The organism is Chryseobacterium cupriresistens, assembly GCF_046614675.1.
GTDB classification, from domain to species: Bacteria; Bacteroidota; Bacteroidia; order Flavobacteriales; family Weeksellaceae; genus Chryseobacterium; species Chryseobacterium cupriresistens.
The window spans coordinates 53,413-69,465 of the sequence record NZ_JBKKJT010000012.1 but is presented as its reverse complement, the minus strand read 5'-3'; the positions used below and the strand labels follow the sequence as shown (position 1 = coordinate 69,465).

21 protein-coding genes and 1 pseudogene are annotated in these 16,053 nt (G+C 36.3%); 2 read left to right on the top strand and 20 right to left on the bottom strand.

Annotated elements, in window-relative coordinates; translation table 11 throughout:
- Positions 1 to 51 precede the first annotated feature (51 nt).
- The 3 genes and pseudogenes from ACLI50_RS21435 to ACLI50_RS21430 form a co-directional block, all read right to left on the bottom strand.
- Positions 52 to 339 (bottom strand): annotated as a pseudogene (locus tag ACLI50_RS21435) (four helix bundle protein); the annotation flags it as partial.
- 12 nt (positions 340 to 351) lie between these two features.
- Positions 352 to 459: a four helix bundle protein gene (locus ACLI50_RS22670; protein WP_432205878.1), complete on the bottom strand. Its 108-nt coding sequence runs from the start codon at positions 457 to 459 to the stop codon at positions 352 to 354.
- Positions 460 to 565: 106 nt separating this feature from the next.
- Positions 566 to 1,480: a dimethylarginine dimethylaminohydrolase family protein gene (locus tag ACLI50_RS21430; RefSeq protein WP_076596983.1), complete on the bottom strand. Its 915-nt coding sequence runs from the start codon at positions 1,478 to 1,480 to the stop codon at positions 566 to 568.
- Between the two features lie 290 nt (positions 1,481 to 1,770).
- On the opposite strand from ACLI50_RS21430, the gene ACLI50_RS21425 reads away from it, so the two are divergent.
- The gene (locus tag ACLI50_RS21425) at positions 1,771 to 1,935 is read left to right on the top strand and encodes a hypothetical protein (protein ID WP_156121335.1); all 165 of its coding nucleotides are present in this window, start codon (positions 1,771 to 1,773) and stop codon (positions 1,933 to 1,935) included.
- A 108-nt stretch (positions 1,936 to 2,043) separates the two neighbouring features.
- On the opposite strand, the gene ACLI50_RS21420 is transcribed toward ACLI50_RS21425, so the two are convergent.
- From ACLI50_RS21420 to ACLI50_RS21385, 8 genes are all read right to left on the bottom strand, one after another.
- Positions 2,044 to 3,330: a citrate synthase gene (locus ACLI50_RS21420; RefSeq protein ID WP_110008563.1), complete on the bottom strand. Its 1,287-nt coding sequence runs from the start codon at positions 3,328 to 3,330 to the stop codon at positions 2,044 to 2,046.
- A gap of 88 nt (positions 3,331 to 3,418) precedes the next feature.
- Entirely contained in the window at positions 3,419 to 4,711 is a 1,293-nt protein-coding gene (gene eno, locus ACLI50_RS21415; protein WP_047427629.1) for a phosphopyruvate hydratase, read from the bottom strand.
- 216 nt (positions 4,712 to 4,927) lie between these two features.
- Positions 4,928 to 5,257, bottom strand: a complete 330-nt coding sequence (locus ACLI50_RS21410) for a hypothetical protein (RefSeq protein WP_330745118.1) — start codon at positions 5,255 to 5,257, stop codon at positions 4,928 to 4,930.
- 67 nt (positions 5,258 to 5,324) lie between these two features.
- Complete coding sequence (locus ACLI50_RS21405) at positions 5,325 to 6,113, bottom strand: sensor histidine kinase (protein WP_411414603.1); 789 nt, start codon at positions 6,111 to 6,113, stop codon at positions 5,325 to 5,327.
- A complete protein-coding gene (locus tag ACLI50_RS21400) occupies positions 6,110 to 6,745 on the bottom strand; it encodes a hypothetical protein (protein WP_411414602.1) in 636 nt (211 codons plus the stop codon). The genes ACLI50_RS21405 and ACLI50_RS21400 overlap by 4 nt, the downstream gene beginning before the upstream one ends.
- Position 6,746: 1 nt before the next feature.
- Entirely contained in the window at positions 6,747 to 7,538 is a 792-nt protein-coding gene (locus ACLI50_RS21395) for a hypothetical protein (RefSeq protein WP_202840841.1), read from the bottom strand.
- 6 nt (positions 7,539 to 7,544) lie between these two features.
- Positions 7,545 to 8,177 (bottom strand): response regulator, encoded by a 633-nt coding sequence (locus ACLI50_RS21390; RefSeq protein WP_202840842.1) that lies wholly within the window; start codon positions 8,175 to 8,177, stop codon positions 7,545 to 7,547.
- A 202-nt stretch (positions 8,178 to 8,379) separates the two neighbouring features.
- On the bottom strand, positions 8,380 to 10,239 hold the full coding sequence (locus tag ACLI50_RS21385; RefSeq protein ID WP_411414601.1) for a glycoside hydrolase family 35 protein: 1,860 nt from the start codon (positions 10,237 to 10,239) through the stop codon (positions 8,380 to 8,382).
- Between the two features lie 66 nt (positions 10,240 to 10,305).
- On the opposite strand from ACLI50_RS21385, the gene ACLI50_RS21380 reads away from it, so the two are divergent.
- The gene (locus tag ACLI50_RS21380; RefSeq protein ID WP_137905027.1) at positions 10,306 to 10,740 is read left to right on the top strand and encodes a hypothetical protein; all 435 of its coding nucleotides are present in this window, start codon (positions 10,306 to 10,308) and stop codon (positions 10,738 to 10,740) included.
- A gap of 102 nt (positions 10,741 to 10,842) precedes the next feature.
- Here the strand turns inward: ACLI50_RS21380 and rplQ are convergent, their stop codons facing one another.
- The 9 genes from rplQ to rplO all read right to left on the bottom strand — a co-directional run bounded on the left by rplQ (position 10,843) and on the right by rplO (position 16,050).
- Positions 10,843 to 11,361 (bottom strand): 50S ribosomal protein L17, encoded by a 519-nt coding sequence (gene rplQ / locus ACLI50_RS21375; protein ID WP_110008555.1) that lies wholly within the window; start codon positions 11,359 to 11,361, stop codon positions 10,843 to 10,845.
- Between the two features lie 6 nt (positions 11,362 to 11,367).
- Positions 11,368 to 12,363 (bottom strand): DNA-directed RNA polymerase subunit alpha, encoded by a 996-nt coding sequence (locus ACLI50_RS21370; protein WP_047376582.1) that lies wholly within the window; start codon positions 12,361 to 12,363, stop codon positions 11,368 to 11,370.
- 33 nt (positions 12,364 to 12,396) lie between these two features.
- A complete protein-coding gene (rpsD, locus tag ACLI50_RS21365) occupies positions 12,397 to 13,005 on the bottom strand; it encodes a 30S ribosomal protein S4 (RefSeq protein WP_110008554.1) in 609 nt (202 codons plus the stop codon).
- A gap of 19 nt (positions 13,006 to 13,024) precedes the next feature.
- The gene (gene rpsK / locus ACLI50_RS21360) at positions 13,025 to 13,414 is read right to left on the bottom strand and encodes a 30S ribosomal protein S11 (protein WP_002983263.1); all 390 of its coding nucleotides are present in this window, start codon (positions 13,412 to 13,414) and stop codon (positions 13,025 to 13,027) included.
- 12 nt (positions 13,415 to 13,426) lie between these two features.
- On the bottom strand, positions 13,427 to 13,804 hold the full coding sequence (rpsM, locus tag ACLI50_RS21355; RefSeq protein WP_002983260.1) for a 30S ribosomal protein S13: 378 nt from the start codon (positions 13,802 to 13,804) through the stop codon (positions 13,427 to 13,429).
- Positions 13,805 to 13,813: 9 nt separating this feature from the next.
- A complete protein-coding gene (rpmJ, locus tag ACLI50_RS21350) occupies positions 13,814 to 13,930 on the bottom strand; it encodes a 50S ribosomal protein L36 (RefSeq protein ID WP_007839480.1) in 117 nt (38 codons plus the stop codon).
- Positions 13,931 to 13,992: 62 nt separating this feature from the next.
- The gene (infA, locus tag ACLI50_RS21345; protein WP_002983257.1) at positions 13,993 to 14,208 is read right to left on the bottom strand and encodes a translation initiation factor IF-1; all 216 of its coding nucleotides are present in this window, start codon (positions 14,206 to 14,208) and stop codon (positions 13,993 to 13,995) included.
- Positions 14,209 to 14,211: 3 nt separating this feature from the next.
- Complete coding sequence (gene secY, locus ACLI50_RS21340; protein ID WP_002983253.1) at positions 14,212 to 15,591, bottom strand: preprotein translocase subunit SecY; 1,380 nt, start codon at positions 15,589 to 15,591, stop codon at positions 14,212 to 14,214.
- A gap of 9 nt (positions 15,592 to 15,600) precedes the next feature.
- Positions 15,601 to 16,050: a 50S ribosomal protein L15 gene (rplO, locus tag ACLI50_RS21335; protein ID WP_110008553.1), complete on the bottom strand. Its 450-nt coding sequence runs from the start codon at positions 16,048 to 16,050 to the stop codon at positions 15,601 to 15,603.
- Positions 16,051 to 16,053 lie beyond the last annotated feature (3 nt).

Below are 16,053 nucleotides of genomic sequence, written 5' to 3'. Positions count from 1 at the left end.
TCTAAGTTTGAGGGTGTTAGTGTATGAGAGTTTGAGTGTCTGAACAGCGTTTTACAAATTATTATCTTCTTTATTCACCGAAGAAAATGAACACCACTTTTCTGACTGGCTCATCATGTTAACTAACATCCCTATTATTTGGTTATACTTGTTGTGCAAATTATTATATTGCTCGTCATTCATATAATGGCAGGCAAAAGCAAACTGAAGCCATGTTTGGGTTTCTCTTGCTTCACCCTCTGAGTCTGTAAGCTTAGCGATGAAGGATTTTTCATATTTTCTTTTGCCCCAAGCCTCACTAATATTTGCCGTTACAGATCTTGATGATCTTCTTATCTGATCTGTAAGTGATTAAAGTTCTTCTTTTGGAAAAGATTTTGAGAGTTCATAAATCAGTTGAGCTGTTTCAAATGATTTTTGATACACTTTTAAGTCCTGATGAAATTTAATTGTCGACATACCCAAATATTTTTTTAAAATTAAAAAAATATTCAAACCCACCAACACTCTAACGCTCAGACTCTAAAACTTCTCCGCTCTCAAACCCTAAAACTCTCCAACTCAATTACTCTCTCACAAGCGGCATTGTAGAGCATCTCAGCAAGCCTCCCATTTTAGAGATTTCTCTGTAAGGAATTTCTTCAACAGTCATTCCCCACTCGTTTCTCAGGTGGTTATTCATTCTTGTGAATGCTTTGTCCGAAACGACAACATCAGGAGAAATGGAGAAAATATTCGGGAACATTTCAAACATTTCTTCATCATTGATATGGAAACAGTTTTCTTCTCCGAAAATATCAATGATTAAACGGTAGTCGCTTTCATCTACAAATCCGTTTTTATAAATAATACATTTGTCTTCACCTACCGGATTAAATGTACAATCCAAATGCAGAATGCCTTCAAAAGGAACCTTATCATTTTTCTTCAGCTCCAGGTCAATGATTCTTTTCTTCGGAAAATATTCTTTTAAGATTTCAATGGCATATTCATTGGTTCTTGCCGTCTTATAGTTTCTGTAATCTTCACTGAAGCAGGTTCCGATGAAAAGGAAGTCATTCCATACGATCACATCACCTCCTTCGATATGTGCAGTTTCCGGAAGATTAATGATCTTTCTCCATGCTACTTTTTCAAAAACACTTTTATAGGCTTCCTGCTCGTCTGCTCTGTCTGCAATCACATTGGAAATGATCATTTTATCATCAATTACAAAGGCTACATCTCTTGAAAAAACCTGATTGTAATCTTTGATGATGCTGGGACGCAGTACTTCAACGCCATACTTTTTTAAAACCGCTTCAAAAGCGTTCATTTCATTGATAATATCCTCTTCTTTAGGATAAATGTTGTGTTCGATTGAGTAATATGACTTTGCGTCATAACTTTCCTCTAGTGTGGGAACCGGCCCCAATGAATTAGGCTGGCCCAGAACTACTGACTTCAGCCTGCCCGTTTCGTTTTTAATGTTTAGTCTCATAAAGATTTATGCAATACTACAAATATAAGTAAAGGTCTCTACCTATAAAACTTTTGGATTATTTTATGTATTAAATTTGGTTCCCAAAATCAACCCCCTTCGGCAAAATTTGCTTGTATGCAGAGCCAACTGTAGTGAATAGTTCCAAAAACATCTACAACTTACTATTTTCCATCTACATAAGAACAAAAAAATAGATAATCATATTATTTAATTTCCTATATTAGTGATATAATTTTCGCGAAATTATAAACCTTAAAATTGAACTATTAACACCAAAAATCAAAGTCATGAACAAGAACAATCCGGTGCTGAAAAACGCACAAAAGTTAGGAAGAGATCAACAAAAATCCGTAATGGGAGGCGCTCCAATCTCAACAGGCAGAAGATGCTGTGAATGGGATGATGCAGGAAACTGTTATATCTGGACTTGCGACAGATGCCAGTGTCCTTAATAAACAAAGAAAGCCTGCTTAAAAAAGCAGGCTTTCTTATTGAGCTAATTGATATAAATAAAAAATCCCAAAGCATGCTTTGGGATTTTTTTATAGTATAAGCAAATATTATCTGCTTGCAATATCGATGTAGTTTCTTTGCTGAGCACCTTGGTAAACCTGTCTTGGTCTTCCGATCGGGTCTCCTTTCAGTCTCATTTCTTTCCACTGAGAAATCCATCCCGGAAGTCTTCCTAATGCAAACATTACGGTGAACATTTCTGTAGGGATTCCTAACGCTCTGTAGATGATACCTGAGTAGAAGTCTACGTTTGGATATAGTTTTCTTTCTACGAAGTATTCGTCTTCCAGCGCTACTCTTTCCAGCTGCATTGCAATGTCAAGAGCTTTATCCTGGATACCTAATGCTTTAAGGATATCGTCAGCAGCTTTCTTGATGATTTTCGCTCTTGGGTCGAAGTTTTTGTACACTCTGTGTCCGAATCCCATTAAACGGAAGTTATCATTCTTATCTTTAGCTTTAGCAACATATTTAGATACGTCACCACCGTCTTTCTCGATCAGTTCAAGCATTTCGATTACAGCCTGGTTAGCACCACCGTGAAGTGGTCCCCAAAGTGCAGATACTCCGGCAGAGATAGAAGCGAAAAGACCTGTGTGGGCAGAACCTACCATTCTTACTGTAGAAGTAGAACAGTTTTGTTCGTGGTCTGCGTGAAGGATTAATAATTTATCTAAAGCATTTACAACTACCGGATCGATTTCGAAATCAGCGTTTGGTAATCTGAATGCCATTTTGTAGAAGTTCTCTACGTAGTTCAGGTTGTTATCACCGTGGTTTAATGGTAAGCCCTGAGTTTTTCTGTAAGTCCATGCACAAAGGTGAGAGAACTTAGCGATCATAAGCTCAGCAGCGTGATCCATTTCTTCTTTAGAGTTTACGTTAACAGCTTTCGGGTTGAAGGCTGTTAAAGCAGACGTTAAAGAAGATAAAACTCCCATAGGGTGGGCAGAACGAGGAAAAACATCAATGATTTTTTTCATTTCGTCTGCGATGAAGTTGTATTTTTTAATATTATTGTCGAATGAAGTAAACTGATCCTGAGTAGGTAATTCTCCATGTAATAAAAGATACATTACTTCAGTGAAGTTAGATTTTTCAGCAATCTGCTCGATTGGATAACCTCTGTAAAATAATTCTCCTTTATCTCCGTCTAAGTAAGTGATGTCGCTAATAGTAGCTCCTGTATTTTTGTAACCTAAATCCAGAGTGATTAAACCTGTCTGGTCTCTTAATTTTGAAATATCAATCCCTCTGTCTCCGATAGTACTATCCACGATTGGATATTCATATGAATTACCGTCGTAATTCAATATTACTTTGTTGTCTGACATTATTTATTTATTTTTTTTAAATATACCACTTTCCATAAAATACGGCAAACTAAAAATTTCGCTTGCCGTTATTTATAAATTCGATTAATTATCTTTTGATTTTAAAAGCTTCTAATCCCGGGAAAATTGCAGTTTCGCCTAAAGCTTCTTCAATTCTTAATAACTGGTTGTATTTTGCCATTCTGTCTGATCTTGAAGCTGAACCGGTTTTGATCTGTCCACAGTTCATTGCTACCGCTAAATCAGCAATTGTAGAGTCTTCGGTTTCTCCTGATCTGTGAGACATCACTGAAGTGAATTTGTTATTCTGAGCCATTTGTACAGCAGCCATTGTTTCAGAAAGAGAACCGATCTGGTTTACTTTTACAAGGATAGAGTTCGCAATATTTTCTTTTACTCCTCTGGATAATCTTTCTACGTTGGTTACAAATAAATCATCTCCTACCAGCTGTACTCTGTCACCAATTTTATCTGTTAACATTTTCCAACCTTCCCAATCGTTTTCCTGCATACCATCTTCAATTGAAATGATTGGATATTTTGCAGCCAGTTCCGCTAAGTAAGAAACCTGCTCGCTGCTTGAAAACTGGGCTGCATCCGGAGTCTGGAATTTTCTGTAATCATAGATTCCGTCTTTGTAGAATTCCGAAGCCGCACAGTCAAGTGCCAACATAATATCGTCACCTGGCTTATAACCTGCTTTTTCAATAGCTTGAAGTAAAGTATCCAAAGCATCTTCAGTTCCTTTGAAAGTTGGTGCAAAACCACCTTCATCACCTACCGCAGTAGATAAACCTCTTGAATGAAGAATAGACTTTAGGTTGTGGAAAATTTCAGTTCCTTTTCTCAATGCATGAGAGAAAGAATCAGCTTTTACCGGCATAATCATGAATTCCTGGAATGCGATAGGAGCATCTGAGTGAGATCCACCGTTGATTACATTCATCATTGGAACAGGAAGTGTGTTGGCGTTCACGCCACCTACATATTTATAAAGAGGCATTCCCAATTCTGCAGCGGCAGCTCTTGCTACGGCCAAAGAAACACCAAGAATAGCATTGGCACCAAGATTTCCTTTGTTAGGCGTTCCATCAAGATCAATCATAATCTGATCGATATAGTTTTGTTCAAAAACCGGCTGTCCTACTAAATTCTCTGCAATTACTTCTTTTACATTTTCAACAGCTTTCAGAACTCCTTTTCCCAGATATTCTGAACCACCGTCACGTAATTCTACCGCCTCGTGTTCTCCTGTAGATGCTCCTGAAGGTACAGCTGCACGGCCCATTGCCCCGCTTTCTGTAAATACATCTACTTCAATGGTAGGATTTCCTCTGGAATCTAAAATCTGTCTTGCTTCTATGTAAGAAATTGCACTCATTTTTTAATTTTTTTAGTTTAGACAAATTTAATCAAAATTTAACTTTCAAGGGTATTTCACAGCATTTTTTTGAAATAAATCCAAGTTAAATTTTAGTTAATTTATATTATGATAATTCCCCATTTTTGAGGGAATAGATCAGGAATTAAAAAATGGAAGATCATAACAAAACTCACCTTGAAAAGTGAGCTTTATGATACGGCATATAGGGTTATATTATTTTCTGGGTGTGGGAGATAAAAGACCGGCCAGGGCACCTATTGCTCCTGATGAAATAGTAGCAAATATAGTGACCAGCTGATTATCTTTGGAGGAGCCGTCATTCCAGTAAGCAATGAGTATAAGCCCTGCAATGATTGCGATAACTGCCAGCCCGAGCATCAGGACAATAATCCTGTAAATCCAGTAGTCTGTATCCTTAGGATTTCTTATTTCTACATTTTTTATGGCCTCTACAGGATTTATTCTGAACTTTTCCTGAAGATCACTGCTGTTTTTTAAAGCAGCTTCCAGATCTTCGATACTGTCGTTAATAAGAGTTTTCATGGCCTTTGATTTTATGTATCAAATTTCTCTCTAAAAAACGGACCAGTCAATTACACAAAAGGGTAATTTATAATTTGGTTTTGAAGACCAGACAGGTTCCGGGATTTCCGGAAATGATTGTACAATCGCCGGATAATTCGCTCATTCTTCGTTTCATATTTCTAAGACCATTCCCTTCTTTATGGCCGTCGGAAATTCCCTTTCCGTTATCAGAGATTTTCATAGAAAAGTTATTTTCTTCCTGCGAAAATGAAAGCTTCAGGCTGTTGGCACGGCTATGTTTATAAACGTTATTAACGGCTTCTTTCAGACAAAGAAAAAGATTACGTCTCATTTCGGTGGAAATCGGTGTTTCTGCTATGATATTTTCATATTCTGAATACACGATTATTTTTGTTTTCTTCAAAAAGTTTCCGGTATAAAGGACAGCATAATCGATAAAGCTTCCTAAGGTGTCATTTCCTGAGTTCAGGCTCCAGAGCATTTCTCTCATGGAAATATTCATTTCTTCGGAGGTTTTCAGAAGCTCATCGATGTCGTTTAACAGATCATCATCTTCCGCTTTCTGTTTCAGAAATTCTGCCTGGAGCTTCAATGCAGAAATTCCGGCTCCAAGATCATCATGCATATCGTGGGAGATACGTTCCCGCTCCTGTTCCAGCACCTTTTGTTTTTCCAGTTCTTTCTGAAGGAGCTGGTTCTGGTGTTCAGATTCTTTAAGCTTTTGCTGCTGAATAAAAAAAAGCTGTCTTTTGTTATACAGAACAACTATTAAAACAATAAAGATGACAAAAGTTATTAATAAAATAACAGCAATAATATAAGCCAATCTTATTGTATCCGGCAGTTGCTTCATATTGTGTTTTTATTTTCAAATTTCCTTAAAGCAATATAGAACATTCCATACATAATGATATTTACACAATACTGCATCACTTTTAGAATTTGCAGAAGCCCCGGATCATTATCCCGAAGAAAAAACATGGGTATAGATCTGAAAATAAAGAAAATACTCCAAAAAAGTAAACCACAGGAAACCCAGAAATGCGGATCGTCCAGAATTTTTATTTCGTCAAAATTCTTCAGTCTGATGTACAACCAAACCAACACATTAATGATGAAATAAAAGCATACTAATATTCCTAATGTATTTTCATAGTTATCACTATAAAACTTTACAAACAGGATAATATAGGCAAGTATCGCAATCAGAATGCAGCGGAAAAATATCCTGAGTTTCTGAGGGAAGATTTTAGCATAGTAAATGTTAAAAAATATAATCAAAAAAATGCTGTAATAATTAAACAGATAAGCAAAGTCAAATTCTTTATTGAATATTTTATAATGGCCATACAGCTCCAGACAAAGCGAAAGAAATAAAAATATCGCAAAATAGTTTTGGCTGGAAAGACCTTTCTTCCCAGCTAAAATTATGGACTTTACAGTAGCCGCCAGGAGTACTGCGATGTATATTATCTGGATTACCATTTTACGGATATAATGAACCCATATCGTAATATCCTTCGTCTGTACTAAAAACCAGTGTCATTTGTTTTTCATGGGTTTCAAAATGTCTTTTATATTGGTCTTCGCGAAATTTATCGCCAAGATTATTTTCAAAAACGACTTTCTTCACATCACTGATCTCGCAAAGATTAATGATAAATGTCTCACTATCATCTTTTGACAGGGTATCTATCAGATCAACGATATGATAACTGATATAAAATGTATTATTTCGTCCTAAATAATTAGTCAATACCTGATGTCCGTTCTTAAGATAAAAATCATTAAGTGCTTTTACATTCTCATCGGAGATTTTCAGATCCTTAAGTGAAAGATCCTGATTGGCATTGATGATAAGATAATTATGCTCATCAATGGTATTTTTCCCCTCTGTTTGCAAAGAGGCCACCATGTAGATCATCTTGTTTTCAGAATTAGGTGTAAGTCGCAACCTGGAATCCCGGGGATCTATCTGTACAAAAGTGAATGTTAAATAGGTCGCTTTAATATCATTCATGAGGTCACAAATATTTTTCAGTAATGAATGTTTTACAGCATAAATACCTCCGAGATTAAAATTCACATTTTGATTTTGCATAAATAGCAAAACTCCCCTTTTAGCACTGTCAATAAAACTTTTTGCCAGAATGTGGCTAATGGGCCTCATTTCCGACACATCTTCAACCAGCTGTTCAAGTTTATTACCGATAGGGCCTTTTCTGTAAGCTAAATTGTCATCAAGGATTACCTGACTTGTTGCATTTGAATTTTCCATAATTTCTTAGTTTTTTGATTGGTTAAATTTATTGACGGCCTCCACTTTGTTGTTGACGTGGAGTTTTCTGTAAATATTTCCTACGTGCTTCTTGACGGTGTCAATACTGATGAATTTTTTATCTGCAATTTCTTTGTAAAGAAGTCCCTGTGAAAGGAGTTCTAGAATTTCTTTTTCGCGTTCCGTAAGTTCATCAAAGCCTTTTATTTCCGGAAGCTTTTTTTCAAAATGATTCAATACTCTTCTTGCAATAGAAAAGCTCATAGGAGCACCTCCCTGATATACGTCCCGTATCGAAGCAAGAATCTTATCCATACTTTCACCTTTTACAAGATATCCCATGGCGCCAGCCTTTAAAGAATTAAAGATCTTTTCATCATCATCAAAGCTGGTACACATAATAAATTGGGTACCGGGAATTTCTTTTCGCAGTTTTTCTATGATCTCGATTCCGAGCATGTCCTGTAACTGGATATCCATCATCACAACATCAGGAGAGATATCTGGCAGGTTCGTTATGGCATCATTGCCATCAAAGAACTGGGCAACCACTTTCATATCCTTCTGATAATTGATGACCTTCTTCAACGCATTGTTGTAGTTTTTTTCGTCTTCTACTATGGCTATGGAAATGCTCATGACTTTGTTTGTTTGAAGCAAATTTCAACAGAAAACAATTTGAAATCAATTACACCTTTGTGTAATATTACTATTTGAGTTTGAAGTTATGGTTTAGTGTTTTAGCTGTATTAAATTTAATCAATTTTTCACTTCAAAAACAATATTATCATAAATAGTTCATAATAAATCAAAATAAAAAATTACAAATACATATTTAAAATTAATTATTTTTCACAATCTGATCAAGGATAGGATAATCAATACTGCTTATTGTATGGTGGGACTTAATCTGTTCAAAGATCTGAATCCTGTTTTTGCCTTTCTTCAGCCATACTCCGGGAATGTAAAGTGTTTGCTGAGGACCTGCAGTACTCCAGTATCTTCCTGCATTTTTTCCGTTAATAAAAACAATACCTTTTCCAAAATTTCTCATGTCAAGAAAAGTATCACCGGTTTCTTCAAGCACAAATTCTGCCTCCTGAATAACAGGTGAATGATCTGCAATTTCTTTATTTTTAAAGTGATGTTTTGGAAAAGTATCAAAAGGAAGAGGAAGCATTTCCCAGTTCCCGGAAACTTCAGCGCCATTAATTTTTACGGGGCTGATAATTCCTTTTAAATTATGAACAATCTCTGCTCCGTAATTGATTCTTCCCATATTTTCAACAAGAATTTCCAGCCGGTCTCCGGATTTTATTTCAATAGCAAGATCATACTTTTTATAAACTCTGTTCAATTCGCCTTTCCATTGGCCATTGATGTAAATATTCGCATAATCACGGAGTCCTTTTATTTCCAATCTCCCTTTGTGGTCTTTGTCAAACTTTCTTCTGTAAAGAACATATCCGTTTCCGATATTCAAATCTTCAAACGTCAGTGGCTGGTCATTAATAACAGGTTTCTGATGATCGGTAAGATCAAACAGAGAATTTACTTTTGAAAATTTTATCCGGGGAATGGTGATGACTTTTACTGGTTTTGGAACATCCGGAAGCTTACTTTTATTGATGGATTGAAAAATTTCTCTCAACGCATTATATTTAGGGGTTGCCCATCCTGCTTCACTGATGGGAGCATCATAATCATAGCTTGTAAGATCCGGCTGGATATCATGATCCTTATCGTAATTGGCTCCGCTGGTAAATCCAAAGTTGGTTCCGCCATGAATCATATAATAATTAAAAGAAATATCATTTTCTATATAAAGCTTTGTTTGTTTCACCACTTCTTCCGTGGAAACTTTAACGAATGGCTCTGCCCAGTGATCAAGCCATCCGGGATAATATTCTGCAACCATATAAGGACCTTTTCCACCATTATACTCATTGATGCTTTTCTTTAAAACAGCAATATCGCTTTCTCCGTTTGCGGTAGGTAAAGCACCTTCTATAGATCCTCCTTTAAAAAGTGAACTGCCGTCTGAAGTAAATAAAGGTACAGAGATCCCGCTTTTCAACAGCATATCTTTAATCTTATGACTGTATTTTCTGTGTTCTTCCAACGGAATATCCTTTCTTTGGGCAACGTAAGATCCAAATTCATTCTCTGCCTGTACCATAATAACCGGGCCGCCATTATTAATCTGTAGAGGTACGATCTGCTTTGCCAGCTGACTGATATATTTACGGCATTCCTCTAAGAAGGCTTTGTTGTCTCTTCTTATTTCAAGGTCTTTATTTTTCTGCAGCCACCATGGATATCCTCCGAATTCCCACTCTGCACAAACATAAGGCCCCGGACGAATGATAACATATAAGCCAACTTCCTGTGCCGTTTTGATAAACTTCTGCAAATCTTTTTCACCTGAAAAATTCCATTTTCCCGGAGTTTCTTCATGATAATTCCAAAAAACGTAAGTCGTAACAGTATTCAGACCCATTGCTTTCATCATCTCCAGACGATGCTTCCAATACTCCGACGGAACTCTGGGATAATGCATCTCTCCTGAATACACGGTAAATGGTTTTCCGTTCAGGAAGAAATGTCCATCTTTAATTTCAAAATTTCCTTTCTGCGAAAACACAGTATTCAAGGAGAAAAATAAAAGAATTATGCATAAATAACGGTTAAAATTTCTCATATTGTAAGGCATGATTTTTGTAAAATTTAAAATATAAAAATCAATTGAATATCAAATAATATAATCATGAAAAAAAGTCTTTTAGCACTAGGTGCTGTATTGGCACTGGCAGTAGTCAGCTGTAAAAAAAGTGAAAGCGGAAACAAAAGCGTTATCAAAACAGACAGTTCAGAAACTGTAGTTACAGACAACAACGGAAAGATAGATTCGGTAACACAAAGTTCTTCGACAGTAGATATCAACGGTCAGAAAACTGAGAAAACAGATTTTGTGTATAAAGCTACTGACGGAACACTGGTGAAAGTAGTATTTAAAAACGATCCGAAAGAAAGTACGGTAGCTATTACCAGCAACAAGAAAACGTTTACCTTGCCTAAGTCGGAAACGAAAGGAGATGAAACGATTTACAAAAAAGATGATATGACTGCAAGGGTAAAAGGAGACAGCCTTCACCTTGAACAGGGTAACAATATTATTGAGCTGAAAAGAACAAAGATTTAAATAAAAAAATGTCCTTCCATATTGAGGGACATTTTATTTGATAAGTATTAAATAAAAAACCATCCGGATTCCGGATGGTTTTTTTATATATCTGAATGAATATTATTCTTCAGTTTTTTCCTCAGTAGTATCAGCTTTAGCTTCTTCTACTTTCTCTTCAACTGCAGGAGCATCAGCAACTACTGCTTCAGCTTTTTTAGCAGTTGTAGATCTTCTGCTTCTTCTTGTAGCTTTTTTCTCTTCAGCATTAGGGTTGTAAAGCTCGTTGAAATCTACTAACTCGATAAGAGCAGTATCAGCAGCATCACCTGGTCTGAATCCTGTCTTGATGATTCTTGTATAACCACCGTTTCTTTCAGCGATTTTAGGAGCTACAGTTCTGAATAATTCAGCAACCGCAAATTTATTTTGAAGGTAAGAGAATACTACTCTTCTGTTGTGTGTAGTATCTTCTTTTGCTTTTGTTAATAGAGGCTCAACATATACTCTTAAAGCTTTAGCTTTAGCTACAGTAGTGTTGATTCTTTTATGCTCAATTAGAGAACAAGCCATATTAGAAAGTAAAGCACTTCTGTGAGAAGCTGTTCTTCCTAAGTGATTGAATTTTTTACCGTGTCTCATTATTAATTATTTATCAGCGTCTAACTTATATTTTGCAACGTCGAAACCGAAGTTAAGACCTTTTGAATGCACTAATTCTTCTAGTTCTGTCAAAGATTTTTTACCAAAATTTCTGAATTTCATCAAATCAGACTTACTGTAAGAAACCAGTTCTCCAAGAGTTTCTACTTCAGCCGCTTTCAGACAGTTAAGGGCTCTTACAGAAAGATCCATATCTGCTAATTTAGACTTAAGAAGTTGTCTTGTGTGAAGAGTTTCTTCATCGTACTGGATAGATGCTTTTACAGCTTCAGTTTCAAGCGTGATTCTCTCATCAGAGAATAGCATGAAGTGATAAATTAATATCTTAGAAGCTTCAGTTAAAGCATTCTGAGGGCTGATAGACCCGTCAGTTTCTATATCTAATACAAGTTTTTCGTAGTCTGTTTTTTGCTCTACACGATAATTTTCAATGCTGTATTGTACTTTCTTGATCGGCGTGAAAATAGAGTCAATAGCAATAGTTCCTACAGGAGCATTGTTTGATTTATTTTGTTCAGAAGGAACATACCCTCTACCTTTTTCAATATTGAAAGTAATTTCGAAAGTTACATCACTGTTTAGGTTGCAGATCACTAGATCCGGGTTCAGAACCTCAAATCCATTGATAGACTTTCCTAAATCACCAGCAGTAATAACCGTTTGACCTGAAACTTTAGCAACAACCTGCTCGTTAGCCTGGCCTTCTGCTGCAGCTTTTAATCTTACCTGCTTAAGGTTAAGAATAATTTCGGTAACGTCTTCGATTACTCCTGGAATAGTTGAAAATTCGTGCTCTACACCTTCTATTTTGATAGATGAAATAGCGTATCCTTCCAGAGAAGAAAGCAACACTCTTCTCAAAGCATTACCGATTGTAAGCCCGAAACCTGGTTCTAAAGGTCTGAATTCAAATTGACCTTTAAATTCATCAGAGTTAAGTAAAATTACTTTATCGGGTTTTATGAATTGTAAAATTGCCATATTATTGGGTTGAGCAAAAATTTGATTAAAAAATTATTTAGAGTAAAGTTCGACGATAAGGTTCTCCTTAATGTCCTCCGGAATCTGGATTCTTTCAGGAGCAGAAACGAAAGTTCCTTCTTTCTTCTCATCGTTGAATTGTAACCACTCATAGTTTGACTTAGAAGCCAATGCATTGGTAACAACTTCAAGAGACTTAGACTTTTCTCTTACAGCGATTACATCACCAGCTTTTACCAAGTAAGAAGGGATATTAAGAATTTCCCCGTTCACAGTGATGTGTCTGTGAGAAACCAATTGTCTAGCTCCAGATCTTGTTTTAGCAAAACCTAATCTGTATACTACGTTATCCAATCTTGATTCACAAAGTTGTAATAGAACTTCCCCTGTTACACCTTTACTTCTGTGTGCTTTGTCAAATAGGTTAGCAAACTGTCTTTCTAAAATACCGTAAGTATATTTAGCTTTTTGTTTTTCAGCTAACTGAATTGCATATTCTGATTTTTTAGCACCTCTTCTTTTGTTAGGACCGTGTTGTCCTGGCGGTTGGTTCTTTCTTTTTTCGAAGTTTTTATCATCTCCGTAGATTGCAGCACCAAACTTTCTAGCAATCTTAGTTTTAGGTCCAATATATCTTGCCATAATGGGTAAATTCTAAAAATTAAACTCTTCTTCTTTTTGGTGGTCTACATCCATTGTGTGGCATAGGAGTCACATCAATGATTTCGCTAACTTCAATTCCTGAATTGTGGATAGATCTGATAGCAGATTCTCTACCTGCACCTGGACCTTTCACAAACACCTTTACTCTTCTTAAACCAGCTTCGTGAGCTACAGCAGAGCAATTTTCAGCTGCCATCTGAGCAGCAAATGGAGTATTCTTTTTAGAACCTCTGAAACCCATTTTACCGGCAGAAGCCCAAGAGATAACCTCTCCGTTTTTATTTGTTAAAGAAATGATGATGTTATTGAAAGAAGCCTGAATATGAGCTTCACCAATAGCTTCAACTTTTACTTTTCTTTTCTTAACTACTTTAGTTTGTTTTGCCATAATTCCTAACGATTATTTACTAGCTTTTTTCTTGTTAGCAACAGTTTTTCTCTTCCCTTTACGTGTTCTAGAGTTGTTTTTCGTTCTCTGGCCTCTTAAAGGTAATCCAAGTCTGTGACGTATTCCTCGTTGGCATCCTATGTCCATCAATCTCTTGATGTTCAATTGCACTTCAGATCTCAATTCTCCTTCTACTTTTACGTTTTCAGAGATATATGTTCTGATTGCAGCCAATTCATCGTCATTCCATTCGTTGACTTTCTTGTCTTCGCTGATACCGGCAGCTTTAAGGATTTCAGAAGAAGTACTTCTTCCTACTCCATAGATGTAAGTTAAACCGATAACACCTCTTTTGTTTTTTGGTAAATCAATACCTGCAATTCTCGCCATAATTTAATGTTAACCTTGTCTTTGTTTAAATTTTGGGTTCTTCTTGTTGATTACGAATAGTACACCTTTTCTGCGTACGATTTTGCAATCAGCGCTTCTTTTTTTAATTGATGCTCTTACTTTCATTTTGATAGTATTTATTTTTTACAAATGCCAAATGGAATGGGTATTCCATTTGGCTAATTGTTTTAATATCTAAATGTGATCCTCCCTTTTGTTAAATCATAGGGAGACATTTCTAGTTTTACCTTATCTCCAGGTAAAAGTTTAATATAATGCATTCTCATTTTGCCGGAGATATGAGCAATAAGGATATGCCCATTTTCCAGCTCTACACGGAACATGGCGTTAGAAAGTGCTTCCACGATCACGCCATCTTGTTCAATATGTTTTTGTTTTGCCATAAATTAATATCCAGTCGTTCTTGATAATTTAGACTGCATTAAGCCATCATAATGATGGTTCAGCAGATAAGTATTAATCTGTTGAACTGTATCTAAAATTACACCCACCATAATTAATAATGATGTTCCCCCGAAAAATAGGGCAAACGCATCTGTCTGAACAAAGCTTCCATGCACAATTGCTGGAAGGACTGCAAAGATAGATAAAAAAATTGCACCTGGCAAGGTAATTTTTGATAAAATATCATCTAAATAATCAGCGGTCTCTTTACCGGGTCTTACTTTCGGTACTAAACCTCCATTTCTCTTCAAGTCATCAGCCATCTGGTTTACCGGAATTGTAATCGCAGTATAGAAAAATGAGAAGATAATAATTAATAGCGCAAACAATACGTTGTACTGCCAGCTAAAAACATTCTTGAAACCTGCAAGAAAAGTGTTAGACTCATCGAATTTTGTTAATAATCCTGGTACGAACATCAATGCCTGGGCAAAGATAATCGGCATTACACCAGCAGCATTTACTTTCAATGGAATCCATTGTCTTGCTCCCTGCATAAGATTTCTGTTTACACCTCCTCTTGCTTGAGCTCTGCTTACATACTGAATTGGAATTTTTCTAACAGCTACTGATAAGATTACTGCTAAAAGAACTACCAACATCCAGAATAATACTTCAATAAGGATCATGATAGATCCCATTCCTCCTTTTCCGTTCTGCACGGCCATCTCCTGTACGAATGCCTCAGGTAATCTTGAAAGGATCCCCACCATAATAAGGATAGAGATACCATTTCCGATTCCTTTATCGGTAATCTTTTCACCCAGCCACATTGCGAATACTGAACCGGCAACCAAAATAACAATACTTGGCAACCAGAACATGATTGAATTTGGCTCTACATAGTATGCAGACTGGAACTGAGCATATGGTAAGAATAATTGAGTAATAGAAGTTAAGTAAGAAGGTGCCTGTACCAGACAAACTCCAATTGTTAACCATCTTGTAATTTGGTTCAATGTATTTCTACCTGACTCTCCATCTTTCTGAAGCTTCTGAAGATAAGGAATAGCCATCCCCATCAACTGAACAATAATAGAAGCAGAAATATAAGGCATGATTCCCAACGCCATTACGGAAGCGTGGCTGAAAGCTCCCCCCGTAAACGACGAAAGCAAGCCAAGGAGACCTGCTCCTTGCTTGTTACCGCCTTGATTTTTATAATGCTCTAAGAGATCTCCCACCTCTGCAAGGTTAATTGCAGGAAGCGAGATATAAGATGCGAATCTATACACAAGGATAATCCCTAAAGTGAAGAGAATTTTATCTCTAAGTTCTTTAAGACTCCAAATATTTTTAAGTGTTTGTATAAATTCTTTCATTAGTAAGTATTATAAGGTAATTGCTTTTCCACCTGCTTTAGCAATAAGCTCTTCAGCAGATTTAGTGAATTTGTCAGCAGAGATTGAAACCGCAGATTTCAATTCTCCTCTACCCATAATTTTCACTAATTCGTTTTTAGAAATTATCCCGTTTGCTACTAAAACTTCTTTCGTGATATCTCCGGTGATGGATTTGTTCTCGATTAAAGTCTGGATAGTATCAAGGTTAACTCCTCTAAACTCTTTTCTGTTTACGTTTTTGAATCCGAATTTAGGTAATCTTCTTTGTAAAGGCATCTGTCCACCTTCGAAACCGATTTTTTGAGAATAACCAGCTCTAGCTTTCTGACCTTTGTGTCCTTTTGTTGAAGTACCTCCTTTTCCACTACCTTGACCTCTACCAATTCTCTTTGAGTTGAAAGTAGATCCTGCAGCAGGTTTTATGTTATTTAAATTCATTTT